26 protein-coding genes and 1 riboswitch are annotated in these 26,485 nt (G+C 67.1%); of the genes, 15 read left to right on the forward strand and 11 right to left on the reverse strand.

The window, feature by feature from the left end; all coding sequences use genetic code 11:
• Window positions 1-14: 14 nt before the first annotated feature.
• The 4 genes from PY310_RS01580 to thiE all read right to left on the reverse strand — a co-directional run bounded on the left by PY310_RS01580 (window position 15) and on the right by thiE (window position 5,239).
• Window positions 15-887 (reverse strand): DNA-methyltransferase, encoded by an 873-nt coding sequence (locus PY310_RS01580; RefSeq protein ID WP_275212387.1) that lies wholly within the window; start codon window positions 885-887, stop codon window positions 15-17.
• An 8-nt stretch (window positions 888-895) separates the two neighbouring features.
• Window positions 896-2,590, reverse strand: a complete 1,695-nt coding sequence (locus PY310_RS01585) for a DEAD/DEAH box helicase (RefSeq protein WP_275212388.1) — start codon at window positions 2,588-2,590, stop codon at window positions 896-898.
• 291 nt (window positions 2,591-2,881) lie between these two features.
• Entirely contained in the window at window positions 2,882-4,384 is a 1,503-nt protein-coding gene (locus PY310_RS01590) for an RNB domain-containing ribonuclease (protein WP_275212389.1), read from the reverse strand.
• A gap of 105 nt (window positions 4,385-4,489) precedes the next feature.
• Window positions 4,490-5,239, reverse strand: a complete 750-nt coding sequence (gene thiE, locus PY310_RS01595) for a thiamine phosphate synthase (protein ID WP_275212390.1) — start codon at window positions 5,237-5,239, stop codon at window positions 4,490-4,492.
• Between the two features lie 27 nt (window positions 5,240-5,266).
• Window positions 5,267-5,386, forward strand: a riboswitch (TPP riboswitch).
• Between thiE and thiO the strand changes: the two genes are divergently transcribed.
• The 4 genes from thiO to PY310_RS01615 all read left to right on the forward strand — a co-directional run bounded on the left by thiO (window position 5,379) and on the right by PY310_RS01615 (window position 8,485).
• Complete coding sequence (gene thiO / locus PY310_RS01600; RefSeq protein ID WP_419095435.1) at window positions 5,379-6,704, forward strand: glycine oxidase ThiO; 1,326 nt, start codon at window positions 5,379-5,381, stop codon at window positions 6,702-6,704. Its footprint overlaps the riboswitch before it by 8 nt.
• A complete protein-coding gene (gene thiS / locus PY310_RS01605; RefSeq protein ID WP_275212391.1) occupies window positions 6,701-6,937 on the forward strand; it encodes a sulfur carrier protein ThiS in 237 nt (78 codons plus the stop codon). The genes thiO and thiS overlap by 4 nt, the downstream gene beginning before the upstream one ends.
• Before the next feature lie 4 nt (window positions 6,938-6,941).
• Window positions 6,942-7,748 carry a thiazole synthase gene (locus PY310_RS01610; protein WP_275212392.1) on the forward strand — a complete coding sequence of 269 codons (807 nt, stop codon included), beginning with the start codon at window positions 6,942-6,944 and terminating at the stop codon, window positions 7,746-7,748.
• A 59-nt stretch (window positions 7,749-7,807) separates the two neighbouring features.
• A complete protein-coding gene (locus PY310_RS01615; RefSeq protein ID WP_275212393.1) occupies window positions 7,808-8,485 on the forward strand; it encodes a 4a-hydroxytetrahydrobiopterin dehydratase in 678 nt (225 codons plus the stop codon).
• A gap of 33 nt (window positions 8,486-8,518) precedes the next feature.
• On the opposite strand, the gene PY310_RS01620 is transcribed toward PY310_RS01615, so the two are convergent.
• From PY310_RS01620 to PY310_RS01630, 3 genes are all read right to left on the reverse strand, one after another.
• The gene (locus PY310_RS01620) at window positions 8,519-8,821 is read right to left on the reverse strand and encodes a hypothetical protein (protein ID WP_275212394.1); all 303 of its coding nucleotides are present in this window, start codon (window positions 8,819-8,821) and stop codon (window positions 8,519-8,521) included.
• Between the two features lie 71 nt (window positions 8,822-8,892).
• Window positions 8,893-9,117 (reverse strand): DUF3107 domain-containing protein, encoded by a 225-nt coding sequence (locus tag PY310_RS01625; protein ID WP_056343932.1) that lies wholly within the window; start codon window positions 9,115-9,117, stop codon window positions 8,893-8,895.
• A gap of 51 nt (window positions 9,118-9,168) precedes the next feature.
• The gene (locus PY310_RS01630; protein ID WP_275212395.1) at window positions 9,169-9,834 is read right to left on the reverse strand and encodes a TetR/AcrR family transcriptional regulator; all 666 of its coding nucleotides are present in this window, start codon (window positions 9,832-9,834) and stop codon (window positions 9,169-9,171) included.
• An 85-nt stretch (window positions 9,835-9,919) separates the two neighbouring features.
• On the opposite strand from PY310_RS01630, the gene moeB reads away from it, so the two are divergent.
• Entirely contained in the window at window positions 9,920-11,119 is a 1,200-nt protein-coding gene (gene moeB / locus PY310_RS01635) for a molybdopterin-synthase adenylyltransferase MoeB (RefSeq protein WP_275212396.1), read from the forward strand.
• 157 nt (window positions 11,120-11,276) lie between these two features.
• Here the strand turns inward: moeB and PY310_RS01640 are convergent, their stop codons facing one another.
• Window positions 11,277-12,605, reverse strand: coding sequence for a glutamyl-tRNA reductase (locus PY310_RS01640; protein WP_275212397.1), 1,329 nt, complete (start codon window positions 12,603-12,605; stop codon window positions 11,277-11,279).
• A gap of 159 nt (window positions 12,606-12,764) precedes the next feature.
• Here PY310_RS01640 and hemE point away from each other — a divergent pair, with 159 nt between their 5' ends.
• The 10 genes from hemE to hemL all read left to right on the forward strand — a co-directional run bounded on the left by hemE (window position 12,765) and on the right by hemL (window position 23,854).
• Entirely contained in the window at window positions 12,765-13,883 is a 1,119-nt protein-coding gene (gene hemE / locus PY310_RS01645) for a uroporphyrinogen decarboxylase (RefSeq protein WP_275212398.1), read from the forward strand.
• 4 nt (window positions 13,884-13,887) lie between these two features.
• Window positions 13,888-15,342 carry a protoporphyrinogen/coproporphyrinogen oxidase gene (locus PY310_RS01650; RefSeq protein ID WP_275212399.1) on the forward strand — a complete coding sequence of 485 codons (1,455 nt, stop codon included), beginning with the start codon at window positions 13,888-13,890 and terminating at the stop codon, window positions 15,340-15,342.
• Between the two features lie 764 nt (window positions 15,343-16,106).
• Complete coding sequence (locus PY310_RS01655; protein ID WP_275212400.1) at window positions 16,107-16,418, forward strand: hypothetical protein; 312 nt, start codon at window positions 16,107-16,109, stop codon at window positions 16,416-16,418.
• An 89-nt stretch (window positions 16,419-16,507) separates the two neighbouring features.
• Window positions 16,508-17,209, forward strand: coding sequence for a hydrogen peroxide-dependent heme synthase (gene hemQ, locus PY310_RS01660; protein WP_275212401.1), 702 nt, complete (start codon window positions 16,508-16,510; stop codon window positions 17,207-17,209).
• A complete protein-coding gene (locus tag PY310_RS01665) occupies window positions 17,206-18,471 on the forward strand; it encodes a ferrochelatase (RefSeq protein WP_275212402.1) in 1,266 nt (421 codons plus the stop codon). Before hemQ ends, PY310_RS01665 begins: the two co-directional genes overlap by 4 nt.
• Window positions 18,468-19,451, forward strand: a complete 984-nt coding sequence (gene hemC / locus PY310_RS01670; RefSeq protein ID WP_275212403.1) for a hydroxymethylbilane synthase — start codon at window positions 18,468-18,470, stop codon at window positions 19,449-19,451. The genes PY310_RS01665 and hemC overlap by 4 nt, the downstream gene beginning before the upstream one ends.
• A 16-nt stretch (window positions 19,452-19,467) precedes the next feature.
• The gene (locus PY310_RS01675) at window positions 19,468-20,325 is read left to right on the forward strand and encodes a uroporphyrinogen-III synthase (RefSeq protein ID WP_275212404.1); all 858 of its coding nucleotides are present in this window, start codon (window positions 19,468-19,470) and stop codon (window positions 20,323-20,325) included.
• Window positions 20,322-21,302, forward strand: coding sequence for a porphobilinogen synthase (gene hemB / locus PY310_RS01680; protein ID WP_275212405.1), 981 nt, complete (start codon window positions 20,322-20,324; stop codon window positions 21,300-21,302). Before PY310_RS01675 ends, hemB begins: the two co-directional genes overlap by 4 nt.
• Window positions 21,303-21,344: 42 nt before the next feature.
• On the forward strand, window positions 21,345-22,460 hold the full coding sequence (locus PY310_RS01685) for an LLM class flavin-dependent oxidoreductase (RefSeq protein WP_275212406.1): 1,116 nt from the start codon (window positions 21,345-21,347) through the stop codon (window positions 22,458-22,460).
• Between the two features lie 74 nt (window positions 22,461-22,534).
• Window positions 22,535-23,854, forward strand: a complete 1,320-nt coding sequence (gene hemL / locus PY310_RS01690) for a glutamate-1-semialdehyde 2,1-aminomutase (protein ID WP_275212407.1) — start codon at window positions 22,535-22,537, stop codon at window positions 23,852-23,854.
• A gap of 116 nt (window positions 23,855-23,970) precedes the next feature.
• Here the strand turns inward: hemL and PY310_RS01695 are convergent, their stop codons facing one another.
• From PY310_RS01695 to PY310_RS01705, 3 genes are read right to left on the reverse strand one after another with little or no spacing between them, the layout of a single operon-like run.
• A complete protein-coding gene (locus PY310_RS01695; protein WP_275212408.1) occupies window positions 23,971-24,708 on the reverse strand; it encodes an amino acid ABC transporter ATP-binding protein in 738 nt (245 codons plus the stop codon).
• Window positions 24,705-25,469, reverse strand: coding sequence for an amino acid ABC transporter permease (locus PY310_RS01700; RefSeq protein ID WP_275212409.1), 765 nt, complete (start codon window positions 25,467-25,469; stop codon window positions 24,705-24,707). The genes PY310_RS01695 and PY310_RS01700 overlap by 4 nt, the downstream gene beginning before the upstream one ends.
• Window positions 25,470-25,482: 13 nt before the next feature.
• Window positions 25,483-26,433, reverse strand: a complete 951-nt coding sequence (locus PY310_RS01705) for an ABC transporter substrate-binding protein (protein ID WP_275212410.1) — start codon at window positions 26,431-26,433, stop codon at window positions 25,483-25,485.
• Window positions 26,434-26,485 lie beyond the last annotated feature (52 nt).

The raw sequence follows: 26,485 nt of genomic DNA on the forward strand, positions 1-26,485 counted from the left end.
ACACTTACTGCTACCTAGTTGGGCGGGAACGACGTGAACTCGGCGTGGGCACCCAGCCGCTTGGCCATGACCTCTATGGCGGGCTGGTTCTGGTCCACGCACACGAACTTCCGGTCCAGCTTCGCCGCGACGGCGCCGAGTGTTCCGGAGCCGGCGAAGAAGTCCAGGCACCAGTCGCCGGGCCGGCTTGACGCGGCCACCACGCGGCGGATGAGGCCCTCGGGCTTCTGCGTGGGGTAGCCGGTTTTCTCCTTGCCCGTGGGGGAGACGATGGTGTGCCACCAGACGTCAGTGGGCAGCTTCCCGAGTTCCCGCTTGGCAGGCGTCACCAGGCCCGGCGCCATGTACGGCTCCCGGTCCACCTCGGCGCTGTTGAAGTGGTACTTGGACGGGTTCTTGACGTACACGAGGATGTTGTCGTGCTTGGTGGGCCAGCGGTATTTGGCGCGCGCGCCGTAGTCGTAGGCCCAGATGATCTCGTTCAGGAAGCACTCGCGCCCGAAGATGGCGTCCAGCATCACCTTGGCGTAGTGGACTTCCCGGTAATCCAGGTGCAGGTACAGCGTGCCGTCGTCTGCCAGCAGCCGCCACGCCTCCACCAGCCGGGGCTCCAGGAAGGCCCAGTAATCGCTGAACGCGTCATCGTACCGGTGCAGGGCGCCCTTGATGGTGTCGTAGGAGCGGCCCTTAAAGCCCACGCGGTCGCCGTCCCCGTCGGTGTTGAGCACCATCCGGGTTTCCTGGCGGGTCTGGGCCCTGCCCGTGTTGAACGGCGGGTCCACGTAAATGAGTGTGAAGGCGCCGTCCGGCAGCGACGGGAGGAACTCCGCGTTATCCGCGTGTACCACCAGGTTGCTGCCGTCCGGCGCCCAGACGGTGTCAGTCATCGAGGCTGTTAAGCCTCTGCGCTGCCGGGCTTGTCGGCTCCGGCCACTACTTCGCCGTTGCGGCGGCGGGTGCGTGTCCGGCTGCGCCGCGCACGGGGATCCACTTCGCCGGCGGCCGCAGCCGGGGCAGCAGGTTCGGCGGCAGGCCCGGTGGCGGCGGCCGTATCGGACGTACGACGGCGGCGCTCGCCTGAGCGGCTGCCCTCGCCTGAGCGTCCACCTTCGGAGCCGCCGCGGCGGCTGGAGTCGCGCCCGCCGGAACGGCCGGCGTCGCGTCCGCCGTCGCGTCCTGCGTCCCGTCCGCTGCTGCGGGTGTTCTTCTTGCCGGTTTCGCCCAGGTCCTCCAGGACTTCGGCATCCACGCCGGCGAGGGTGCGCTTGTTGCGGGGCAGCCTGCCCTTGGTGCCTTCGGGGATGTCCAGCTCTGCATACAGGTGCGGGGAGGAGGAATAGGTCTCCACGGGCTCAGGGTAGCTCAGGCCCAGCGCCTTGTTGATCAGGCCCCAGCGCGGCATGTCATCCCAGTCAACGAAGGTCACGGCCGTGCCCTTGTTGCCGGCGCGGCCGGTGCGGCCCACACGGTGGAGGTAGATTTTTTCGTCTTCAACGCACTGGTAGTTGATCACGTGCGTGACGTCATCCACGTCGATGCCGCGTGCGGCGACGTCGGTGGCCACGAGGACGTTCACCTTGTTGTTGCGGAAGGCCCGGAGCGCCTGTTCGCGGGCGCCCTGGCCGAGGTCCCCGTGGATGGCGGCGGCCGCGAAGCCGCGGTCCACCAGTTCTTCGGCCACCTTCGCGGCGGTGCGCTTGGTCTTGGTGAAGATGATGGTGCGGCCGCGGCCCCGTGCCTGCAGGATGCGGGCAACAACTTCAACCTTGTCCATGCTGTGGGCACGGTAGATGAGCTGGCGGATGTCGCGCTTGGTGAGGCCTTCGTCTTCGGGATCAGCCGCGCGGATGTGGGTGGGCTGCGTCATGTAACGGCGGGCCATGGCGATGACCGGGCCGGGCATGGTGGCAGAGAACAGGAGCGTCTGGCGGACGGCCGGGGTGCCTGCGATCAGGGTTTCCACGTCCGGCAGGAAGCCCAGGTCCAGCATCTCGTCAGCTTCGTCGAGGATGACGATCTTGACGTTCTTCAGGCTCAGGTGCTTCTGCTTGTACAGGTCGATCAGGCGGCCGGGGGTTCCCACCACGATCTCGACGCCCTTCTGCAGGGCTTCCACCTGGGGCTCGTAGGCGCGGCCGCCGTAGATGGTGGTGATGCGCGCGTTGCGCTTCAGCGAAGCGGTCTGGAGGTCGTTCGCTACCTGGACGGCAAGCTCGCGGGTGGGCACGATGACCAGGGCCTGCGGTGCGCCTGGAACGGCGAGCTTGTCGAAACCGGCATCGTCCGGGCCCACGACGCGCTGCAGCGCCGGGATGCCGAAGCCGAGGGTCTTGCCCGTGCCGGTCTTGGCCTGGCCGATGATGTCGTGGCCCGCGAGGGCCACCGGCAAGGTCATGGACTGGATGGGGAACGGGTGGGTGATCCCGGCGTCTGCCAGGGACTCGACGATGTCGGCGCGGACGTTGTAATCGGCGAAGGACTTCTCCGGGATTTCGTGCGGCTTCTCGTCGGAGATGATGGTCTCTTCAGGTTCCAGCGTTTCGGTGCCGGAATCGTCCGTCAGGAGCTGGTGGGTATGCAATTCACTCACAGGTGAGTTTCCTTATTCATTTGGGCGTGGGCGCTGCCTGCTCAACGGGCCGGCCAACGTGGCCGCTCCGGAGCACGCTCGGGCGCGCAAGCTAATCCAGTGGAAGCCGATCGCGGGCTATCTAAATGCTGGCACTGGTGACCAGCGGGTCTGTCTCAAGATCGCGTAGGGGCGGGCTTGTTGAATTCAAAATCAAGGAAATCAACGACCGGGCATCCATTTCTACTTCTTCAGTCTAGCCGTACGGATGCCGAAACCCGGCTTTTGGCCCTTCAAGAAGGGGCAGGCTGCTCAAGCCAGGAGTTCGAAGTGGACCGTACGGGTGGTGATGTCGGAGGAGACCAGGCGCACCCGGACCTGCGTGCCGGATTCGAGGTCGCCCGCGCACCGGGCCGTCACGGCCGGCTCGGCGATCTGGATGATCCCTGAGGGACCGTTCCCGTTTTTCCCGTTGCCGTTCCTGCCGCCATTGCCGTTTTTGGCACCGTTCCCGTTCTCCTTCTGCGGCTTGGACCCGGAAATGACAATGGCATCAAATTCCTGGCCGATGTGGTTTACCAGGAGGGCCGCTTCCACGGTGTCCAGGGCCAGGCGCTCCATCCGGCTTGCCAACTGATCGGACGCGGCCATGATTTCCGGGAGGCTGGGCAAGGCTTCCCGAGCCCACCCGGGGACCGGCTTGCCGTTGCTGAGGGCTTCACAGATCACGAGGACAAACCTGTCGATGAGCCGCCGGAGGGGCGCCGTGGTGTGGGCATAGGCGGCGCCAATGGCGGATTGGATGGCGTTCTCGGGAACACTTCCATCAAAAGCCGTGTAGCTTGCGCCGCGGAAGAGCATTCCCGCGGAATAGAGGACGGCCAGTTGCCGGGGCTCGGTGGGGTCCAGGCTGCGAAGGTATTCGCCGTAGCTGATCTTTCCGTCCCACGGCTTGCCGAGTGCCATCGTCTGAAGCCGGAAATGCCGGAGGGAGCGTTCGTCCGGGGCGGGCATGGTCCGCAGGATGCCAACCTTTCCGGCCAGCATCATGTCCGCCGCCGCCATCCCGGTCATCAGCGAAATCTGCGCATTCCAATCCTCCACCGGAAGCTGGGGTGCCGCGGCAATCCGGTAGCCGCCGTCGGGCAGTTGAACGATCTCCTGCTCCGGCATGTTGAGGCTGGCCCCGCCGCGCTGCCGCTCCAGTTCAACCCGTTTGAGCCCCACTTCCTTGAGGAGCTGCAGCACCGGGCCGGCCGTTCCGGCGTCGATCTGGGCCTGGACACCCTTGTAGTCCAGCTTGGCCCGGCTGCGGATCGTGGCCCGCCGCACGGACACACTGTCGACATGGGCGTCGCCGTTGAGGCCGAATTCCCAGACAAACGCCGAGCACAGTTGGTCGGCCAGCAGACTGCCCGCCTCTTCGCTGATGACCTCGGGGTGCAGCGGAATCCGGCCATCGGGGGCGTAGAACGTCTGACCGCGGCGTCGGGTTTCGGCGTCGAGGCTACCGCCGGGGCGGACGAAGGACGGCACGTCCGCGATGGCGTACAGGACGCGGTAGCCGGCGCTGGCCCGCTCAATGAACAGCGCCTGGTCCAGATCCGTGGACGACGCCGGATCGATGGTCAGGAATTCAACGTCCGTCAGGTCAGTAACCGGCAGCTGATGCGCTGCCACGGCAGCCTCGGCGTCGCGGACTGCCTCGGCCGGGTAGGGCCCGGGCAGTTCCAGCTCAGTCCGCAGTGCACTCAGGGCTGCCGCGAGAGCGTTGGTCTTCTCGTGGACGTTGGGAGCCAACCGATGATGGGACACAAAAGTCAGATTAGCCCGATTTCCGGGGATCGTGCACGCTCCGCCCCGCCGTGCGCCGGATTCCCGGAACCGGCCGGCTGATTCTGCGGAACCGGCAGGGAAATCTCAGGCGGTACCGGCATCCAGGGCGGCCAGGAGGGCCGTGGCAGCGGCGGCGGGATCAGCCGCTTCCGTAATGGCGCGGACCACAACGATCCTGCTGGCACCGGCCGCCACCACCTGTTCAACGTTCGTCAGGTCAATCCCGCCGATCGCGAACCACGGCACGGCACCCGGACCGGCCGCATCACCGGCGTCACCGGCGGCGTTGACCGCGTCTGCGGCGTAACGCACCAGGTCAAGGCCGACGGCGGCACGCCCGGGTTTGGTGGGGGTGGCCCACACCGGTCCCACGCAGAAATAGTCAAGACCGTCGTCGCCGGCCACCGAGGACGACAAGCGGATGGCGCCTTCCACCTGTTCAGTGGTGTGGGTGGAAAGCCCCACCACGGCGCCGGGCCCCAGCAGCGTGCGGGCGGAGGCCACGGGCAGGTCTTGCTGGCCGATGTGGAACACCGGGGCGCCGGAGAGCATGGCGATGTCGGCGCGGTCATTCACAGCCCAGAGCCGTCCATGCCGGGCGGCGGCCGCCTGAAGGACTGCCAGCAGGTCCAACTCCTCGGCGGCCTCGATGTCCTTGTCGCGGAGTTGGATGATGTCCACGCCGCCGGCGAACGCGGCGTCCACAAAATCGGCAAAGTCCCCGCGGTCCCGGCGCGCATCGGTGCACAAGTACAACCTGGCGCCACGGGGCAATCCGCGGGACTCCTGGGCAGTGGGGCTGGGTAGGGCGCTGGGGCGGGAGGACACGTTCATGGAAACCACCATAGTTCCCCTAAACTGGGCGAGTACTGCGGGAGCCCGTTACAGCCGTCACCAAGCGGCCGGGCTGAGAGGGCGTCAGAGCCGACCGCTTGACCTGATCCGGCTAGTACCGGCGTAGGGAAGGAAACACATGGTCCCCCCATCCGGCGGCGCGCCCGCCAGCACATCCCATCCTGCCGTGGGCAGCGACATGAACGGGCCCGCCGTCGTGCACGCGGACGTGGCGGTGATCGGTGGCGGCGTCATCGGCCACAGCATCGCGTGGGAGGCGCGGGCCTCCGGCCGTTCCGTACTGCTGATCGACGACCAACCAGGCTCCGGGGCCAGTTGGGCGGCCGCCGGCATGCTCGCCCCCGTCAGCGAGCTGCACTACCAGGAGGAAAGCCTCCTGGAGCTGATGCTCGAGTCCTCGCGCCTCTGGCCTGACTTCGCGGCAAACCTCGGCCGGGCCGGGGCGGGGGACTTTGGCTACCTGACGACGCCGACCCTCGCCGTGGGTGCCGACGCCGCGGACCGTCGTGCGCTGATGGACCTCCGGGCCGTCCAGGAGGCCAACGGACTGCTCGTCGAGCCGCTGACGGTGCGCGACGCGAGGGCAAAGGAACCACTTCTCAGTCCTGCAATTTCCTGTGCCCTGGACATTCCGGCGGACCATCAGGTGGACCCGCGCAGGCTGATCCCCTCGCTCCGGACAGTGCTGGCCGGCCACCAACCGGGCGCCGGGACCTTCGTGGACGGCGCCGTTAACGGTTTCGCGGTCGGTTCCCGGGCCACCGGACTCCTCTGGGAGGGGGACCGGGTTCGGGGCGTGGAACTGGCCAATGGCGGAACGGTCCGGGCGGGGGAGACAATCGTAGCCAACGGCCTTCAGGCCGCTGCCCTGGAGGGCCTGCCGGCCGGGGTGCAGCTGCCCCTGAGGCCCGTGTACGGCGACATACTGCGCCTGCGCGTTCCACAGCACCTGCGTCCACTAGTGACCTCCACGGTACGGGGCCTGGTCCACGGAGTACCCGTATACATCGTCCCCCGCCAGGACGGCACAGTGGTGATCGGCGCAACGCAGCGGGAGGACGCACTGCCGGAAGCCGGAGATACCGTCGCGCCAGGAACGGCCGTCTCTGCAGGCGGCGTTTACCAACTGCTGCGCGACGCGCAGGTCCTGGTACCCGCCGTGGCCGAGCTGGAGCTCATCGAGTGCACCGCGCGGGCGCGTCCTGCAACACCGGACAACGCACCGCTGCTCGGCCGGGTCTCCGTTCCCGACGGCGGACACGTGCGGGGGCTGATTATTGCCACCGGTTTCTACCGGCACGGAGTGTTGCTGGCCCCGGCGGCGGCAGCCATCTGCCGGAACCTGCTGGATGGCCGGATCGATCCGCACCGAACCGCCCTGGACCCGGCAAGGTTTAGCGGCCGGCACCATGAAGCCCTTCAACCCACAAAGGAAACAGCATGAACATCACCCTCAACGGCGCGCCGCATGCCGTGCCCCGGGAAGCGTCCATCACGACACTCGTCACACAGATCACGGGCCGCACGATCGCGGCCAACGGCCAGGCCACCGACGGGCAGAAACTTGGCGTCGCCATTGCCCGCAACTCGGAAGTGGTGCCCCGCAGCCAGTGGTCCGCCACAGCGCTCGCGGACGGGGACACCATCGAACTGGTCACCGCAGTTCAGGGAGGCTAAGACCATGACAGATACAAGCACCACCGCCATCTCGCCGGACACGGACAAACTTGTCATCGACGGCGTCGAACTCGGCTCCCGCCTCATCATGGGCACCGGGGGCGCTCCCAGCCTGGACGGCCTGGGAGCGGCACTCCTGTCATCGGGAACGGAACTCACCACCGTTGCCATGCGGCGGTATTCGCCGGCCGAGTCCGGGTCCCTCTTCCAGCTCCTCGTGGACCATGGAATCCGGGTACTGCCCAACACCGCCGGCTGCTTCACCGCGCGGGACGCCGTCATGACAGCTGAGCTGGCCCGCGAAGCCCTGGAAACGGACTGGGTGAAGCTGGAGGTCATCGCGGACGAGCAGACGTTGCTGCCGGACGCCGTCGAGCTCGTTGACGCCACCGAACAGCTGGTGAACCGGGGCTTCAAGGTGTTCGCTTACACCAACGATGATCCCGTGCTGGCCCTGCGCCTTGAGAACCTGGGCGCCACCGCGGTGATGCCGCTGGGGGCGCCGATCGGGACGGGTCTGGGAATCCTCAATCCGCACAACATCGAACTGATCGTCTCGCGCGCTTCGGTGCCTGTGGTGCTCGACGCCGGAATCGGGACGGCATCCGATGCTGCGCTGGCCATGGAGCTGGGCTGTGACGCCGTCCTCCTTGCCACGGCCGTGACCCGGGCCCAGAACCCGGCGCTCATGGGGGAGGCCTTCAAACACGCCGTGATCGCCGGTAGGCTGGCGAAAGCGGCCGGCAGGATACCGCGCCGCGAGCACGCCCTGGCGTCATCGGCGATGGAAAACCGGGCCGAGTTCCTCTAAGTCCGGCACCGCAGGCCGGCCGCCGGCGCGGGCACACGGAACAAGCCCAGGAGTCCGCTGTGGAAGGAACCCAAGACGTCCTCACCCGGGAAAAGCTTGATGCCGCCTTGGCCGTGCTGCCCGACTGGCGGTACCGGCTGGGCGGGCTCGTCACGGTCTATAAAGCGCCGACGGCGGCTGCCGCACTTGAGCTGATTGCCGCCGTCGGGCGTTTCGCAGAAGAACAGAACCACCATCCCGACCTCGACTGGCGCTACAACAGGGTGTTCATCCGCTATACCTCACACGATGCCGGCGGCAAGGTCACGGAGCGGGACACTGCGGCGGCCACCGCTGCCAGCGAAGCCGCCGCCCGGGCGGGGGCAATTGCGCAGCCGGGGCTGTTCAGGACGGTGGAGGTGGGCATCGACACCGCGGACCCGGCAGAAATTGCCGAGGTCTGGAGGGTGGCGTTGGGGTACAAAAAAGGCCCCGGCGGCGACCTGGTGGACCCGTACGGCCGGGGGCCGTCCATCTGGTTCCAGGAAACGGCGACACCCAACAGCAGCAGGCTCCACGTTGACGTGCACTGGAGCTTGGCTGAATCGGGTCCGGTGCTGGAGAAGACCGCGGCCACGGGGGCCGTCATGAATCATGACCACGCACCCGACTGGGTGGTGGTTACGGACGCCCAGGGAAACCGGCTGTGCCTTTGCACGGAGGCCGGTCACCGGCCTGAGGCGTCTGCTGGTCCCTGAGGGACTTGCCTGCCTCGGATTCCTCCAGCTTGCCTACAGCTTCAGGGCTTTGGTGAGCCGCTGGATGTCGTGCCGTTCGCGGGTCCGGCCCAGGTAGATGACAGCCGCGACAGCGGCCGCGGCGCCCAGGGCCATGGGCAGGATCCAGGGGATCCAAGTGAGGCCGGGCAGGTAGCCGAAGCCTGCCGCGATAAAGACGATCCAGCTGAGCGCACCCACAGTGACGGCCACGCCGGCGGGCAGAGCCATCCCGTACCTGGTATGGCGCTTGTCATTTGCCCAGACAATGAAGCCGGCGGCGGCGGTGACCAGGACAACGATGGTCAGCGAAAGCATGGGATCTCCCTCGGAATGCAGCGGGCCACCGCCAAGAGGTGGTGGCCCGCCTGGGTGCTAGAGCTCGTGGCTTAGAACTGGCCGAAGCCCACCTTGCGGGCTTCCTCGGCGCCGATCTCGACGTAACCCAGCGCGTTCCCCGGAACGATGATGATGCGTCCCTTGTCATCCTTGAGGCGAAGCTCGGTGCCCTTGGTGATGGCTTCTTCAACGACCGTAGCTACAGCGTCAGCGTCCTGTGCTGATTCGAGCACGATTTCGCGGCCAATGTTCTGAATGCCGATCTTAATTTCCAAAAGGGGGCCTCCCAGCCAATCAAAAGTTTCTTCGGGTCTCTTATTTGTAGTCTAGGTCTCTTTGGGAAAGCGCGAGATTCCGCGCCAAGCTAAACGATAAATGAGGTCGCTGGCCACATCGAGGTCCAGGTTACCGTCTGTTTCAAGCCAGTAGCGCGCGCTGACCTGCGCCATTCCGGCCAGCCCGCGTCCCAGCAGCTGCGCCTCCAGATGCGGAAGTTTGGTGTCCTCCGCAATCACGCGGGCGACGGCGTCCGCGAAGGTTTTGTTGAAAGTCTCCAGCCGCGAACTGACATCGGGATCATTGATGAGGTCCGATTCGAAGACGAGGCGGTGAGCCTGATCGTCGCTGGCAATAAAGCGGTAATAGGCCCGCATCACCGCCTGCACACGTTCGTCATTGTCCGTGGTGGAGTTCAGGGCGCCCAGCATCAGGTCCGTCAGGGACGTCAGGTGGGTGTCCAGCAATGCAAGGTAGAGCTCGCGTTTGGACGGAAAGTGCTGATACAGCACAGGTTTGCTCACATGGGCGGTCTCCGCGATCTCATCCATGGCGGCACCGTGGTAACCGTTGGCGACGAAGACCTCCTGCGCTGCCGCGAGGAGCTGCGCCCGCCGCTCGTCCCTCGGAAGCCGCGCAGACCGCTGGCCCCCAGTGCGTTGAGGTACGGGCGGTTCCCCGCTTGACGCCCGGTCAGCCTGTGCTTCATGCGCCACAGTGAGCCCTACTTTCCCTTGCCGTTACTTACACAATACTGCGCGGTAATATGACCGGGCGGTATCTTCAGGCATAGATTGAAGTATGGCTTCGACTTTGACCGCAAATGACTCGTCTGTATCGCTTATGCCGCTGGTGGAGCCCGCCGCGGAGCTGACGCTTGCCGAGGTGGAACGGTACTCGCGGCACCTCATCATCCCGGAAATAGGTTCGGTGGGGCAGCGGCGACTGAAGAACGCCAAAGTGCTGGTTATCGGTGCCGGCGGACTGGGCTCACCGGCCCTGCTCTATCTGGCGGCCGCGGGGGTGGGAACCCTGGGAATCATCGACGACGACGCCGTTGACCTGAGCAACCTGCAGCGGCAGGTGATCCACGGCGTCGCCGATGTGGGGCGGCCGAAGATCGAATCCGCCCGCGACGCCGTCGCCGCGCTGAACCCGCTGGTGGACGTGCGGCTCCACAACGTCCGGCTCGACGCCTCCAACGCCCTGGAACTCTTCGCCGACTATGACCTGATCCTGGACGGTGCGGACAACTTCGCCACCCGCTACCTGGTCAACGATGCCGCGGCGATTCTTGGCAAACCCTACGTGTGGGGGTCCATCTTCCGCTTTGACGGCCAGGTCAGCGTCTTCTGGGAGAAGCACGGCCCCACGTACCGCGACCTCTACCCTGAGGCCCCGCCCGCCGGGTCCGTGCCATCGTGCGGTGAGGGCGGCGTCTTCGGCATGCTCTGCGCCGCCGTGGGGTCCCTCATGGTGACGGAGGCAGTCAAGCTGATTACCGGCGTCGGGCGTTCCCTGCTTGGCCGGGTGGCACTCTTCGATGCGCTGGGCGGCAGCTGGCGGGAGATCCGCGTGTCCAAGGACCCCGCCGCCGAGCCCATCACTGAACTAACGGACTACGAGGCCTTCTGCGGCATCACCCCCGGCGTTGCCGCGGACACAGAGCACACGGTCACGGCCACCCAGCTGGCCACCATGCTGGCTTCGCGCAAGGCGGGCCTGAAGGACTTCGAACTGGTGGACGTCAGGGAAACCGGCGAGCACGACATTGTCCGTATCGACGGCTCAGTGCTGATTCCGCAGGGCAGGATCCTTGCAGGCGAGGCCTGGGCGGAACTGCCGCAGGACAAGGACATTGTGTTCCATTGCAAGGCGGGGACCAGGTCAGCGAACGTCCTGGCGGCTGCGCGGAAGGCCGGGTACCAGCGGGTCAGCCATCTCGACGGCGGGATCCTGGCGTGGGTGCGGGACGTGGAGCCGGAAAAGCCCGTGTACTGAGCACCCCCCTCGCAACGCTCTCTCACTTAATGTCGTTTTAAACGTCGATGCTCTCTCACTTCCTTCAAGAAAGTGAGAGAGCATCGGTCTGAAAGCCGCATTAACTGAGAGAGCGTCGACGGAAAAGCCGCATTAAGTGAGAGAGCGTTGCCCTGGGTCAGGCGGTTGCCGTGCCCGGCCGGGCGCTGCCTGCGTGGTCCACGGGGCACTCGGCCTGGGCCGCCGCGGCGGGCTGCTCCACGGTGATGCCGTAGAGGGTTTCCAGAGCCGACACGTAGTCGTCCTGCTGGCCGTTCGCCGCCAGCTCCCGGGCGCGGACCGTGGGAACGTGCAGGAGCTGCTTGACCATGCGGCGGAGCGCGAACTCCACTTCCTCGGCGGCCGCTGTGCAGCCGTGCCGGGCGCGGACCCGCTCCATCTCGGCATCGAGGACGTTCATGGTGTGCCGGCGCAGAGCAACGATGGCGGAGTCCACGGAGCGTGCTTCGCGTTCCTGTTCGAACGCCTGGGCGGCGCCGGACACGATGCTGCTGGCCTGGCTCAGGGATTCGGCCTGTTCCTGCGGAGCGGCCAGGCGGACGGATTCCAGCGTGAGCAGTTCGACGCCGTCCAGTTGGCCCACTTCGGGGTCAAAGTCGTGGGTGAGGGCAAGGTCGATCGCGATCAGCGGCTGGGCGGACCCGGCACGGACCTGAGCCAGTTCAGCGGCCTCAACGCGGGTGTCCGAGCCGCTGCAACCGATCATCACATCGGCTGCGGCCACAGCGGACGGGAGCGTCTCCGCGTCCAGTGCTGTTCCGCCGCGGCTGGCGACGAAGGCTTCGGCGCGGCCTGATGAGGAGAAGACGGAGATGTTGGTGCAGCCGCGTTCGCGCAGGAGAGCCATGGTGGCGCCGGCGTAGGCACCCGTGCCGAACAGGACGACTTTTTTACCGGCCCAGTCGGGGTTCTCGGACAAATCGGTGGCAAGGTCCAGGGCCACGGAGACGATGGACAGGCCCCGTGATCCGAGTGCCGTCTGCGCGCCGACATCCTTGGCAGTTTTGGATGCGGCCTGGAACAGCCGGACCAGGCCGGCGCTGGCCGTGCCTCCGTGCTGGGCGTTGATGAGGGCTCTGCGGACCTGCCCGGCGATTTCACGCTCTCCGACGACGGCGGAATCGAGGCCCGCGCTGACTGCGAAGAGGTGCTGGCTGACTTCCGGGCCGGTGCGGGTGCTGAAGGAGCGGGACACCAGCTGTTCGTTGAGTCCGCTCAGTTCGCTGATCTCGGACACCAGGGCCGCCCTGGCGGCTTCAACGTCATCGGCGTTGGGGGCTTCACCGTAGATTTCATACCGGTTGCAGGTGGCAAGCACCACCGCACCCTTCACTGCCGGCGATCCGGAGAGTGCGGATGTTGCGATCTCTGAAGCACCGCTGCTCAGTTGAGCAACGGTCTCAAGATCGATGTCGGCGTGTGTAGCCACCAATGAGAAAAGAACCACAGCAGACCCATCATAGCTTTTTCGTGGTGCTGTAGAACAACCCGGGGGCGCAGTTCCCGGGCGTCCTGCCCGTGATTCCTGCCACGCTGCGGTGAATCCGCCTGCATGTGACAGATTGTGCGTTATCTTTTAGCCCCGTTTTTGGGCACAATCAAAGGCATGACTTCCAGCTCCGTCGCGTCAAACACCGCGTCCAATGCCCCGTCTCACGGCGGCGCCCTTGCCGACAGCCACCCGCTGATGGATGGCCGCACGGCCGATTCACCGCTGATCACCGCCTACCGGGGCGGCAAGCCATCGCGGCGCCCCGTGTGGTTCATGCGCCAGGCCGGCCGCTCCCTTCCGGAATACCTGAAGGTTCGCGAAGGCGTGGCAATGCTCGATTCGTGCCTGCGGCCGGAACTCGCCTCCGAGATCACCCTGCAGCCCGTGCGGCGCCACGACGTGGACGCGGCCATTTTCTTCTCCGACATTGTCATCCCGCTGAAGCTCGCCGGCATCGGAGTGGACATTGTTCCCGGCGTGGGCCCGGTGCTGGACAAGCCGGTCCGCACGGCGGCCGACGTGGCAGCCCTGCCGCAGCTGACCTGGGAAGCGTTGGAGCCCATCCGCGAAGCGGTCCGCCTGACCGTGGCTGAACTGGGCAAAACTCCGCTGATCGGGTTCGCCGGCGCACCGTTCACGCTCGCCGCCTACATGGTTGAAGGCAAGCCCTCCCGGGACCACCTGGGCCCGCGCACCATGATGCACGCGGACCCGGAAACCTGGGCCGCGCTGGCCAATTGGGCGGCCGACGCCTCCGGACTCTTCCTCCGGGCGCAGCTCGAGGCCGGAGCCTCCGCCGCCCAGCTGTTCGACTCCTGGGCAGGGTCGCTGGGTCTGGCTGATTACACCAAGCACGTGGCGCCGGCATCTGCCAGGGCCCTGGACCACGTCCGCCACCTCGGCGCACCCCTGATTCACTTCGGCACCGGCACGTCCGAACTGCTGGTGGCCATGCGTGACGTCGGCGTGGATGTGGTGGGCGTTGACTACCGCCTTCCTCTGGATGAAGCGAACCGCCGCCTCGGCGGAACCGTGCCGCTGCAGGGAAACATTGATCCCGCGCTGCTGTCTGCCCCGTGGGAAGTCCTCGAAGCCCACGTGCGGGAGGTCATCGCAGCCGGCTCCTCGGCCCCCGGCCACGTCCTCAACCTCGGCCACGGCGTGCCGCCCGAAACCGACGCCACGGTCCTCACCCGGGTGGTCGAACTCATTCACTCAATCTCCCCGGAGTAGGCAGGTGGGCAGCTCCTTGACGCCCGCCAGGACCGCCATCGTCCTGGGCGGCGGAGTCTCCGGCCTGTTGGCCGCGCGGGAGTTGGCCGCTGCAGGCCACGCCGTGACGGTCCTGGAAGCGGCAGACACCTGGGGTGGCTGCGTGGGCAGCCACGTGGTGGCTGGCCTGACCCTGGACAGCGGCGCGGAATCGTTCGCCACCCGCTCCACCGCGGTGGCTGACCTCGCCGCTGAGCTTGGGCTTGCCGGCCGGATTGTTGCGCCGCGCCCCGGCGGCGCATGGGTGCAGCTTTCCGACGGCCCCCGCGAACTGCCCAAGACCGGGGTCCTGGGCATTCCCGCCAACCCGTGGGACCCGGAGGTCCGGCGTTCCCTTGGCCTGGCGGGCTCCCTGCGGGCGTCCCTGGACAAGTACCTGCCGGCCAGGTTCGGTGCCGCCGCGGAGGTCACCAGCGTTTCGGCCCTGGTACGGGCACGGATGGGCCGCCGTGTGCTGGAGCGGCTCGTTGCCCCCGTGGTGGGGGGCGTGCACTCGGCGGATCCGGGGCTCCTCGATGTGGACATGGTGGCGCCGGGACTGCGCGCCGGGATCAAGGCCCACGGTTCCCTGGCAGCCGCGGTGGCTGCCCAGCGCCGCAATGCCGGCGGACCTTCCGCGGCGACGGCAGGTTCCGCCGTCGCCGGTCTCGAATACGGAATGCACACCCTGGTCACGGCGCTGCTGAGCGACCTCCAGCAGCGTGGCGTTACCCTGCTCAGCGGCCACCCTGCCGCTGCAGTGGCGCGGACAGCAGGCGGCTGGCGCGTCACCGCCGGTGAGGAAGCGTACGACGGCGGCCTGCTGGTGGTGGCGCTTCCGGGCCCCGACGCCGTCGGGCTGCTTCAGGCGGCGGTCCCGGCCCTGGCAGGCAGGAGCCCGGAGCACGGGCCCGACGTCCGCCTTGTGACGCTGGTGGTGGACCTGCCCGAACTCGACCGCAGGCCGCGCGGCACGGGCGTCCTGGTAGCACCGCAGACCCCCGGCATCGAGGCCAAGGCACTGACCCACGCCACCGCGAAGTGGGACTGGCTGGCCGCTGCGGCCGGACCCGGTACCCACGTGCTTCGGCTCTCGTACGGGCGGCTGGAGCGTGCCGGCGACGGCACTGCCCCGGCAGACGCCACGCTGGATGCTGCCGCGCCGGCCACAGACCGGGATCTCCTGGCTACCGCGCTGCGGGATGCCTCCGCTCTTCTGGATGTGCCCGTGCAGGACAAGGACGTGGTTGGCTGGGACGTGGTGAGCTGGCAGGGAGCCCTGCCCTTCGCGGCCGTTGGCCACAAGGCGCGGGTGGCCGAGATCCGCAGTATCTGCTCGGCGGAAGAGGGGCTGGGCATTGTCGGAGGCTGGGTTGCCGGTAACGGACTCGCCGCTGTTGTGTTCGACACACGCAAAGAAGTCCGCGTGCTGGCTGGCTGACCATCGCTCCTGCTCAGCGGATTGCCGGCCCGGAGATAGCGCACCGAGGGCCAGAATATGGGTTTCCGCTCCGTCCGATCCGGTGACTAGGGTCGATACCTATGGTGATTTACAGGTCTCAGCTTTCCAGTTCCAGGACCGGTATCCATGGGGGACTTCGACGTGGCGCGGCGGGAGCTGCCCTCGGAGCGATACTGGTGTTTTCCGGCGGCATTCCGGCCTCGCAGGCGGCTGACGGCGCCGTTGCCGACGGCCAGAGTTCGCCGGGCAAATCCGCCCAGGCCAAGGGGCCGAAAGACGAGTCGGTGCTCGGCGGTGTGCTGAAGGACCTCCGGGGCGGTCCGGCAGGCCGTTCCCACGACCGCCCGTCGCCATCCGGACCACCGGTTTCCCCGAGCCCGGTCCCCAGCCCGGCACCCGCCCCCATCCCCACGGCACCCGTCGGCCCGGCACCCACGGCACCCGCCCGCCCCGCACCCGCCGACCCGGCCCGGCCATCGGACCCGGCCACCCAACCCCCGGCTCCCACTCCTGGGGCTCCCGGGCCGACGTCGCCCACGTCTCCCACCTCGCCGCCGGCTGTTCCACCAGCCGTTCCCGCACCAGGCGCCCCGTCCTCAGGCGCCCCGTCCACAGGCGCCCCTTTCGCGGGCGCCCCGTCCTCAGGGGCTGCTTCCCCAGGGGCTGACGGGGCGCCGTCGGCCCCATCTTCAACGTCCGGGAATCCGCGAAACGAGTCTGCGGCCCACGGAGTGCTCAAGGGAATGGGCGCCGGCACCCCCGCCGGTCCAGGGGCGCGGGGAACGGCGCAGCCTGGACCGGAGGGCCACGGCCTCCGGCAGTCCGACGCCGACGATGGCGCTGAACCCGCAACGGTCCAGACCTCAGCCGGCGCCCATGGCACTGGTTCCACGGTGGCCTCCGGCTACCCGAATCGTGCCGGGGCACCCGCGGCCCGGCATGACATGACGGCCGCCGGGCCTGCGGCGGAGACCACCAAGGTCTGGCTGGGCGTCGGCCTGGTGGGGTCGGCCGGGGCGGCCGGCCTCCTGCTTGCCAGGATCCGCAAGTTTTGAGCCGCCGCCGGTGTGAAATTGAGCACTTCTACGCCTTGTAGAACTCGCCCGTTTCGACTTGGGGGTAACTAACGGGCAAACTGGTAAGCATGAGCCACACTTCTGCCGAATCTGTCACTAAAACCGAAGAATCAGCCGAGCAGTTCTTCACCCTCTGGACGGTTTTCAAACGCTCAGAGCAGCTCGTGCGCAGCGCTGATGCTGCCAGCGACTTCGACGCACTGCTCGCCCGCCTGGCGGAAGCCGGGGTGAACCACCGCGGCAGCTACGACGTCTCGGCCATGCGCGCCGACGCCGACATCATGGTGTGGCTCCACGGACCCAAACCCGAAGACCTCCAGAAGGCCATCCGCGACATCCGCCGCAGCAAGCTTTTCGCCGGCACCGAGATCGTCTGGTCGGCCATGGGTGTGCACCGTGAGGCGGAATTCGCCAAGAACCACACCCCGGCCTACTCCCGCGGCGTTGCGCCGGCGGAATGGCTGTGCGTCTACCCGTTTGTGCGCTCCTACGAGTGGTACATCCTCCCGGAGGCGGAACGCGGCAAGATGCTCCGCGACCACGGCCTGCTGGGCCGGGACTTCCCGCAGGTCATCTCCAACACTGTTTCATCCTTCGCGCTGGGCGACTGGGAGTGGATCCTCGGCCTCGAGGCTCCGGAGCTGGTTGACCTCGTTGACCTGATGCGCCATTTGCGTTCCACTGAGGCACGCAACCATGTGCGCGAGGAAATCCCGTTCTACACCGGCCGCCGCATCACCTCGGCTGAGGTCGCAGAGGTTCTGGCATGACCGCCGCCGATCCCCAGCCGGGTCCTGCCGTGACCACCATCAACGCGGTCACCGAAGCCGGCCGGATGGCACCCAAGGAATATGACGCAGTCCTCCTGGCGTCCTTCGGCGGACCAGAGGGCCAGGAGGACGTCCTTCCCTTCCTCCGCAACGTCACCAGGGGCCGCGGCATCCCGGATGAGCGCCTTGAAGAGGTGTCCCATCATTACCGGGCCAATGGCGGCATCAGCCCCATCAACGAGCAGAACCGCCAGCTGAAGGCTGCCCTCGAAGGCGAGCTCGCGGCGCGGGGCATCAGCCTTCCGGTGCTGTGGGGCAACCGCAACTGGGACCCGTACCTTCCGCAGACCCTGCAGGACGCGTACGACGCCGGCCACCGCAAACTGCTCATGGTCACCACGAGTGCCTACTCCTGTTACTCCAGCTGTCGCCAGTACCGCGAGGACATCGGCGTCGCCCTGACGGAGACCGGGTTGGATGGCCGGTTGGAAGTGGACAAGGTACGCCAGTACTTCGACCACCCCGGCTTTGTGGAACCCTTCATTGAAGGAACCGCTGCAGGGCTTGCGGACGTCCGCGCCCAGCTGGCGGCTGCCGGCACCCCGGACGCCCCCGTGCACATTCTCTTTGCGACGCACTCCATCCCGACCCGTGATGCTGAAGCAGCCGGACGGTCCGAGGCTGAGCCGCGGGAGTTCGCGGAAGGCTCGGCCTACGTGGCCCAGCACCTGGCAACAGGCGCGGCGGTCATCGACAGGGTCAAGGCCGAGTCCGGCCTGACTGCGCCGTGGTCCCTCGTGTACCAGTCCCGTTCCGGCGCGCCGCACGTGCCATGGCTGGAACCCGACATCAACGATGCCATTGAAGAGCTCGCGGGCCAGGGCATCAAGGGCGTCGTCATCGTCCCGCTGGGCTTCGTCAGCGACCATATGGAGGTGGTGTGGGACCTGGACACCGAAGCCATGGAAACCTGCCGCAACCTCGGACTCGCCGCAACACGCGTTCCGACGCCCGGTACCCACCGGAAGTTCGTGAACGGCCTGGTGGACCTGATTTCCGAACGGACGCGGACCAACAACATCAGCGACCGCCCTGCCATGACGGCCCTGGGGCCCTGGTACGACGTCTGCCGGCCCGGCTGTTGCGCCAACTTCCGCGGCGAAAAGCCGACCATTGCCGGAGCTGACACCACCGTGGGTACCGGGCATGACGAGTACCCGGCAGGCGTCGCCGGCACCGCCGGGGGAGAAGGCACGCTGTGACCGTTCGGATCGGAACCCGGGCCAGCAAACTCGCCCTGACCCAGACCCGGCAGACGGCTGACCAGCTGGCTGCCGTCGGCGGCTTCCCGGTGGAGCTGGTCCACATCACCACCGAGGGCGATGTCAAAACCGGATCCCTGTCCCAGATGGGCGGCACCGGAGTGTTTGTCGCGGCCCTGCGCGATGCGCTGCTGCAGGAATCCTGCGATGTTGCCGTGCACTCGCTCAAGGACCTACCGACCGGCGCCGCACTTGGCCTGACCATCGCGGCGACGCCCAGGCGAGTGGATGTCCGGGACGTGCTGTGTGCGCGCGACGGCCTGAAACTGGCCGATCTGCCGCAGGGGGCCAAGGTGGGCACCGGCTCGCCGCGCCGCGCCGCCCAGCTCCGTGCCGCCCGCCCGGACCTTGATGTGCACGATATCCGCGGCAACGTGGACACGCGCCTGGGCCGGGTTCCCGGGCTGCCCGGCAATGCCGAAACCGCGCCGGGCGATCTTGACGCCGTTGTGCTGGCAGCCGCCGGGCTGGAACGCATCGGCCGCCTGGACACCGTCAGCGAATTCTTCGAGACGGACGTGATGCTGCCCGCGCCCGGGCAGGGTTCGTTGGCCATTGAATGCAGGACAGCCGACGCCCCGCGCACGGCCGGTTCCACCCAAGGCTCCCAGGGCGTCCTCGCCCAGGCCCTGGCCGCGCTCAATGATGAGGACACCCGCCTCGCCGTGACCGCCGAACGGGCAGTGCTGGCGCGGCTCGAAGCGGGCTGCGCCGCTCCAGTGGGCGCCTTCGCCTCCCGCAAAGGCAGCATGCTGTACCTCGAGGCCGCAGTGTGCGCCGTGGACGGGACGAAAATCGTCCGCGAAAAGAAGGCGACGGACGGCCTGACCGAGGTCGGTGCCACGCTGCTCGGCATCGAGGTGGCCGAGCTCCTGCTCGCTGCCGGTGCCGCGGAGATCGCGGACCTTGCCGCTTCCTGACGGTACCGCCGGAGTAATGGCCGGTTCGTTGGTTGGCCGGCGTGTCCTGATCACCCGGAGCGCCGACCGCGCCCGGCCGCTCGCCTCGCTGCTCAGCAGCCTGGGGGCCGAGCCCCTGGTCCTGCCGCTCATCGATTTCGAGCGGGCCACGGACCAGGCGGCGCTCGACGCTGCCCTTGATGACCTGGTGGCGGGAGCCTATGACTGGCTTGTCATCAGCAGCATCACCACGCTGCGCATGATCACGGAAAAGGCGGCTCAGCGGGGGAGCACCCCGGCCGCCCTGATACCCGCCGGTACACGGGTGGCCACCATCGGGCCGTCCTCCAGGCAGGCCCTCGAAGCCCTGGGCATTCCCGTGACACTTGCCCCGAAGGATAACCAGTCCGCCGAAGGGCTGGTGGCGCTCTGGACCGCAAAACGGGTACGTGTGCTGCTGCCGCAGGCGGACATCGCCGCGCCGGGACTGCGCGAAGGCCTCGCCGCCGCAGGCGCCGACGTGACCTCCGTCATCGCCTACCACACCGTGGATTACCCGGCCCGTGCGGAACGGCGGTTGGCAGCCGACCTGCCCCCCGCCGTCGGCCGCTCCACCCCCGCAGCACCGCAGGAGCTCAGTCCGCCGCAGGCGAGGCGGGAACTCGACGCCGGCACCATCGACGCAGTGGTGGCGGCCTCACCCAGCGCGGCGCGCCGCATCGCCGCGACCCTGCTGCCGCTGGGCAGGTGCCGTTTCATCGCCATTGGGCGTCCGACGGCGGCAGAGGCCACCGCACGTGGCATCCCCGTGGCTGCCAACGCCAAAGTACCTACCCCGGACGGGATTGCCGCCGCCCTGGGCGCTGTATTCGCTAACGAAGGGAACACCAGATGAGCTTTCCGAACCACCGCCCGCGTCGTCTCCGCACCACTCCGGCCATGCGCCGGCTCACCGCCGAGCACCGGCTGGCCCCGGCGGACCTGATCCTGCCGGCCTTCATCCGCGAGGGCCTCAGCGAGCCCAGCCCCATCACGTCCATGCCCGGGGTGGTCCAGCACACCTCCGAGTCACTTAAACGGGCGGCCGCCGAGGCTGTGGAACTCGGCATCGGGGGCATCATGCTCTTCGGCGTTCCGGCCGTGCGCGATGCCCGCGGCACCGCATCGCTGGATCCGGACGGAGTCCTCAACAAGGGCATCCGCGACATCCGGGCCGAGGTAGGCGATGACCTGGTGATCATGAGTGATCTCTGTTTGGACGAATTCACTGATCACGGCCACTGCGGAGTATTGGACGCCGAGGGCTACGTGGACAACGATGCCACCCTGGAAATTTATGGCCGGATGGGCGTTGCCCAGGCCGAGGCAGGGGCGCACGTTGTGGGCCCCTCAGGCATGATGGACGGCCAGGTGGCCGTCATCCGCCAGGCCCTTGAAGACGCAGGACACAAAAATACCGCCATCCTGGCTTACGCGGCCAAGTACGCCTCGCCCTTCTACGGCCCCTTCCGGGAGGCCGTGGACTCGCAGCTCACAGGCGATCGGCGGACCTACCAGATGGACTCCGCCAACCGCCGGGAAGCCATCCTTGAGGTGGAACTCGACCTTGAAGAGGGCGCCGACATGGTCATGGTCAAGCCGGCCATGAGCTACCTGGACATCCTGGCCGACGTTGCCGCCATGAGCCCGGTGCCGGTCTCCGCTTACCAGGTTTCGGGGGAGTACGCCATGATCGAGGCCGCGGCAGCGAATGGCTGGATCGACCGCCGGGGTGCGATTGTGGAGTCCGTCCTGAGCATTAAGCGCGCCGGCGCCAACACCGTCCTGACCTACTGGGCCGCCGAGCTTGCGGGCTGGCTCAAGGAATCCTGACCGGACGGGAATGTTTTCGGAGCATGCGAGGTTTGAATGCGTATGCATGAAAATAGCGCAGCTTCCGAAACTGTTCCCTTGCCCGCAAACCCCACCGCTCCCGTAGCGGCAGACACGATGCTGTTGGGCGTCAGCACGTTCGGCGACGTGGACCTGGACGCCGATGGTGTCCCCAAGCACCATGCCCGGGTGCTGCGGCAGGTGGTGGAACAGGCCAAAGTAGCCGACGCCGTCGGCCTCCACTCCTTTGGCGTGGGGGAGCACCACCGCAAAGACTTCGCCGTCAGCGCGCCTGACGTGGTGCTGGCAGCCATCGCCACAGCCACCGAAAAAATCCGGCTCGGCAGTGCGGTGACGGTCCTGAGCTCGGACGATCCCATCCGCGTTTTCCAGCGCTTCGCCACGCTCGACGCCCTGTCCAACGGCCGCGCCGAAGTGATCCTGGGCCGCGGCTCCTTCACGGAGTCCTTCCCGCTCTTCGGCCAGGATCTTGCCGATTACGACATGCTGTTCGAGGAAAAGCTGGAGCTCTACGACCTCGTACGCTCCCAGAAGCCGGTGAACTGGGACGGCCGTACCCGGGCCGGCCTCCGCGGCCAGATGGTCTATCCGCACGTCGAAGGGCGCCTGCTGCCCACGTGGATCGGTGTGGGCGGCTCGCCCCAGTCCGTGGTCCGCACGGCGTCCTACGGCTACCCCATGGTCCTTGCCATCATCGGCGGCGAACCGGAGCGGTTCCGCCCCTACGCCGACCTGTACCGGCGGACCCTTGCCGAGCTCGGCAAGGAACCGCAGGCACTGTCCGTCCATTCTCCCGGCTACGTGGCCGACACCGACGAGCAGGCCCTCGAGGAGTACTACCCGCACTGGCTCGCCGTGCGGAACAAGCTCGGAGCCGAGCGCGGCTGGGGCCCGGCCGGGCGCGGCGAATTCGAGGCGGCGGCCGATGAGGACGGTGCCCTGTTCATCGGCTCCCCCGAGACGGTGGCGGCGAAAGTGGTCCGGCTCAAGGGCACGCTGGGTGCGGACCGCTTTGAGATGAAATACAGCAGCGGCACGCTGCCCCACGAGCGGATGATGCGTTCGATCGAACTGTTCGGCTCCAGGGTGGCGCCTCTCGTCGCCGACAGGCTCGCGGACATGCCGGCCAAACGCTGAGGTCTGTTTTCCGTTCCGGAGCCCGCGCGTGGCGTGGGCTCCGGCCACCCTGACGGGGATGGGAGAATAGGGATATGACTCGTTCCGATGCCCTCTTTGCCCGTGCCCAGACCCTGATGCCCGGAGGCGTCAATTCGCCAGTCCGGGCTTTCGGCTCGGTGGGCGGGACACCGCGGTTCATGGTCTCTGCCAAGGGGCCGTACCTCACTGACGCCGACGGCACCGAGTACGTGGACCTGGTCTGCTCCTGGGGCCCGGCGCTTCTGGGCCATGCCCACCCTGCTGTCCTTGAAGCTGTCCACGCGGCCGTGGACCGGGGTCTATCGTTCGGCGCCTCGACCCCGGACGAGGCCAACCTGGCCGCCCTCGTCCAGGAACGCGTGCCGGCGGCCGAACGCGTCCGGATGGTCTCCACCGGCACCGAAGCCACCATGACGGCCGTCCGGCTGGCCCGTGGCTTTACCGGCCGGAACCTCATCATTAAGTTTGCCGGCTGCTACCACGGCCACCTCGACGGCCTGCTGGCTGCCGCCGGCTCCGGTGTGGCCACCCTGGCCCTGCCGGGCTCGGCCGGCGTTACCGAAGCCACCGCCGCCGAAACGCTGGTCCTGCCCTACAACGACCTCGCCGCAGTAGAAGCTGCGTTCGCCGCACACGGACCCAGCATCGCCGCCGTCATCACCGAGGCCGCTCCCGCCAACATGGGCGTTGTCACCCCGGGGGAGGGCTTCAACCTAGGCCTGTCCCGCATCACCCGCGAACACGGTGCCCTCCTGATTGTGGACGAGGTCCTGACCGGTTTCCGCACCGGCTACTCCGGATACTGGGGCCTGACCGGCGGCGCTCCGGACGCTGCCGAACCCTGGACCCCGGACCTGCTCACCTTCGGCAAGGTCATCGGCGGTGGAATGCCGGCGGCGGCCCTTGCCGGACGTGCCGACGTGATGGACTACCTGGCGCCGCTGGGCCCCGTCTACCAGGCGGGCACACTCTCGGGAAACCCGGTTGCCATGGCAGCCGGCGTGGCCACCCTGACCCACGCCACCCATGACGTGTACTCGTTTGTGGACGTCCGCTCGCTGGAACTGTCCTCGGCCCTGTCCTCCGCCCTCGACAGTGAGGGAGTGGACCACTCCATCCAGTTCGCCGGAAACCTCTTCTCGGTGGCGTTTGGCACGTCCGCCAACGGCGTCCACAACTACGCGGATGCCCAGGCCCAGGAGACCTTCCGCTACGCGCCGTTCTTCCACTCCATGCTGGACTCCGGGGTCTACCTGCCGCCGTCCGTCTTCGAGGCCTGGTTCCTGTCCGCCGCCCACGACGACGCCGCCATGAACCGGATCTTCGACGCGCTGCCGGCCGCCGCGAAAGCCGCCGCAGCCGCACAGGCCTAGCGCCGCCGTCGGGCCCTGTTTCCGGGGTTAAGCCGAAAATCCCCGCCTCCCGAACGAATCCCCCCTTCATGCGAAGGGGAATTGTCCGGGAGGCGGGGATTTGCCGTTGGGGCCGGCTAGAGGACGTCCGAGAGAAAGCCCTTCAGGCGGTCCGTCCGCGGATCCGTGAACAGCTGTTCCGGCGGACCTGACTCAACCACCACACCGGCATCCATGAACGTCACGGTATCTGAGACGTTGCGGGAGAAGCCCATCTCGTGGGTCACCACCACCATGGTCATGCCCCCCTTGGCGAGATCGGTCATGAGCGCCAGGACGCCCTTGACCAGCTCAGGGTCCAGCGCCGAAGTGGCCTCGTCGAAGAACATCACTTCGGGCTTCATGGCCAGTGCACGGGCGATGGCGACACGCTGCATCTGGCCGCCGGAAAGGTTGGCCGGACGCACATCCGCCTTGTGCTTGAGGCCCACCAGGTCCAGCTGGCCGAGCGCTTCTTCCCTTGCCTTGTCCTTGGACATTCCGCGCAGCTTCCACAGCGCCAGCGAGACGTTCTCCACCACGGTCTTGTGGGGAAAGAGGTTGAACTGCTGGAAGACCATGCCGATCCGCCGCCGCAGTTCGTCCGGGTTGTCCTTGAGCACCGAACGCCCGTCCAGCAGGATGTCACCCTGATCGGGCTCGATGAGCCGGTTCATAACGCGCAGGAGCGTGGATTTGCCTGAGCCGGAAGGGCCGATGACCGAAGCCGTCGTGCCTTTCTCGACGTGCAGGTCGATGCCTCGCAGGACCTGGTTTGACCCGAAAGCCAGATGGATGTTCTGTGCCGTTAAAGTTCCGGAAACGAACTCGCTCATGCCTGGGCTCCCTTTCCGACGACGGCAGCTACCTCGTCCGGTTCTTTTTTCTCCGGCCGCCCTGAGCGCAGCCGGCGGTCAATCCAGTTCACGAAGTGTGTCAACGGGACAGTGAGCACCAGATAGAAAACGGCAGCTGCCACGTAGGGCGACAGGTTGCCGCTGTTGGATGCCGCATCCTTGCCGATCTGGAAGATTTCGCGTTCCGTCGCCAAGAGGCCGAGCATGAAGACCAGGGAGGATTCCTTGATCAGGGCAATGAACTGGTTGACAAGCGCCGGCAGGACCCGCCGGACACCCTGGGGCACCACAACCAGGCGCATGGCCGGCCCGTAGCCGAAGCCCAGGGCGCGGGTGGCCTCGAGCTGCCCCTTATCGACACTCTGGATTCCGGAGCGAAAGATCTCGCCGATGTAAGCGGCCGACATCAGGGACAAGGCCGCGATGGCCATCGGATACGGGCTGCTGGATCCGGTGATCTGACGGAAAATCGGTCCGAAGCCAAGCCCGATCACGAGGATGGTGAGGATGGGGGGCAACCCGCGCAGCACATCGGTGTAGATGCGCGCAATCCAGCGGGCGGCCGCATTCCGGGAGATCCCCATGAGGGCAAGCAGCATGCCAAGTGCCGTCCCGATGACGCCCGAGGTGACAGCCAGAACGAGCGTGTTCGGCAGCCCGACGGCGAACATCTTGGGCAGGACTTCGCCGATCGCCTTCCAGTCCAGGAAGGTATCAGAGAGCAGTTTGAAGATATCCACGGAATGCGCCGGCTTACTTGGCGGGAACCTGGACGGCCTTGCTGCCCGGCTTCCAGCCCTGTGGGGTCTGCTCGGCAGCCGTCGGGCGGTCCGTGTACCACTGGGCCGTGAGCTTGGTCCATGTGCCGTCAGCGATCACGGCGTCGAGGCCTGCATTAAGGGCATCGATCAGCGGCTGGTTGTCCTTGTTGACCGCATAGGCGGTGAAGTTCTGCGTGTTAACGACCTTTTCGGCGATCTTGGTGTTGTCGCCCTCCTTGACCTGGCCGGTGGCCTGCTGCGAGGGCGCGACCCAGGCGTCCACCTGGCCGCTCTTCACGTTGGCGTACACGGTGTTGTAATCCGGGAAACGGACCGGCTCAAGCTTGAGGGTGTTGGTGACGTAATCGTCCTGCACCGTGCCCTGGACAACGCCGATGCGGACGCCTTCCTTCAGGTCGGCGAAGCCCTTGACCTTGGCGTCGCTCTTGGTCACCACGGCCATGTAGCCGAAGTCGTAGCCGTTGGTGAAGCCAACGGTCTCGCGTCGCTTGTCCGTGGTGGAGATGGAGGAGGATCCGACGTCGAACTGCTTGTTCTTGACCTGGGACAGGAGCGCGGAGAAATCGGTGGACGCAAACTCCACCTTGAGGCCCAGCTTGTCGCCGATCGCCCGCAGGAGCTCGTTGTCGTAGCCGGTGAACTTGCCCGACGGGTCAATGAAAATATTCGGCGGCGCGTCGGAGAGGGTGCCGACGCGGAGGGTGCCGTCGGTGATGAGGCCGAGTTTGGTCTTGTCGATCTTGTCGATCGGGGTGACATCGGCGGTGGTGTACTTGTCCAGCGTCTGCTGGTCGCTGCCCGCCAGGGCGTCCGTGGGGGTACCGCTGGGCTGGGCAGTGCCGGACCCGCAGGCGGCCAGGGAGACGGCCAGGGCCACCGCTACCGGAACGCTGGCCAGCCACTTCATGGCTTTAGTCTTCATGAGGAAGTCACTTTCATCTGAGTCATAAGTTCAACCGGGCCGAAGAGGCTGC

Origin of the sequence: Pseudarthrobacter naphthalenicus (genome assembly GCF_029076445.1) — a bacterium.
GTDB classification, from domain to species: Bacteria; Actinomycetota; Actinomycetes; order Actinomycetales; family Micrococcaceae; genus Arthrobacter; species Arthrobacter naphthalenicus.

What these genes read in the sequence shown, in the direction of transcription:
- PY310_RS01675 (WP_275212404.1), top strand. Translation starts at nt 19,468, where the DNA reads ATGGCCGGTTCGTTGGTTGGCCGGCGTGTCCTGATCACCCGGAGCGCC.
- PY310_RS01685 (WP_275212406.1), top strand. Translation starts at nt 21,345, where the DNA reads ATGCATGAAAATAGCGCAGCTTCCGAAACTGTTCCCTTGCCCGCAAAC.
- PY310_RS01655 (WP_275212400.1), top strand. Translation starts at nt 16,107, where the DNA reads ATGGGCGCCGGCACCCCCGCCGGTCCAGGGGCGCGGGGAACGGCGCAG.
- thiO (WP_419095435.1), top strand. Translation starts at nt 5,379, where the DNA reads ATGGTCCCCCCATCCGGCGGCGCGCCCGCCAGCACATCCCATCCTGCC.
- thiE (WP_275212390.1), bottom strand. Translation starts at nt 5,239, where the DNA reads ATGAACGTGTCCTCCCGCCCCAGCGCCCTACCCAGCCCCACTGCCCAG.
- moeB (WP_275212396.1), top strand. Translation starts at nt 9,920, where the DNA reads ATGGCTTCGACTTTGACCGCAAATGACTCGTCTGTATCGCTTATGCCG.
- PY310_RS01620 (WP_275212394.1), bottom strand. Translation starts at nt 8,821, where the DNA reads ATGCTTTCGCTGACCATCGTTGTCCTGGTCACCGCCGCCGCCGGCTTC.
- PY310_RS01705 (WP_275212410.1), bottom strand. Translation starts at nt 26,433, where the DNA reads ATGAAGACTAAAGCCATGAAGTGGCTGGCCAGCGTTCCGGTAGCGGTG.
- PY310_RS01580 (WP_275212387.1), bottom strand. Translation starts at nt 887, where the DNA reads ATGACTGACACCGTCTGGGCGCCGGACGGCAGCAACCTGGTGGTACAC.
- thiS (WP_275212391.1), top strand. Translation starts at nt 6,701, where the DNA reads ATGAACATCACCCTCAACGGCGCGCCGCATGCCGTGCCCCGGGAAGCG.
- hemE (WP_275212398.1), top strand. Translation starts at nt 12,765, where the DNA reads ATGACTTCCAGCTCCGTCGCGTCAAACACCGCGTCCAATGCCCCGTCT.
- hemL (WP_275212407.1), top strand. Translation starts at nt 22,535, where the DNA reads ATGACTCGTTCCGATGCCCTCTTTGCCCGTGCCCAGACCCTGATGCCC.
- hemB (WP_275212405.1), top strand. Translation starts at nt 20,322, where the DNA reads ATGAGCTTTCCGAACCACCGCCCGCGTCGTCTCCGCACCACTCCGGCC.
- PY310_RS01695 (WP_275212408.1), bottom strand. Translation starts at nt 24,708, where the DNA reads ATGAGCGAGTTCGTTTCCGGAACTTTAACGGCACAGAACATCCATCTG.
- PY310_RS01665 (WP_275212402.1), top strand. Translation starts at nt 17,206, where the DNA reads ATGACCGCCGCCGATCCCCAGCCGGGTCCTGCCGTGACCACCATCAAC.
- hemQ (WP_275212401.1), top strand. Translation starts at nt 16,508, where the DNA reads ATGAGCCACACTTCTGCCGAATCTGTCACTAAAACCGAAGAATCAGCC.
- PY310_RS01610 (WP_275212392.1), top strand. Translation starts at nt 6,942, where the DNA reads ATGACAGATACAAGCACCACCGCCATCTCGCCGGACACGGACAAACTT.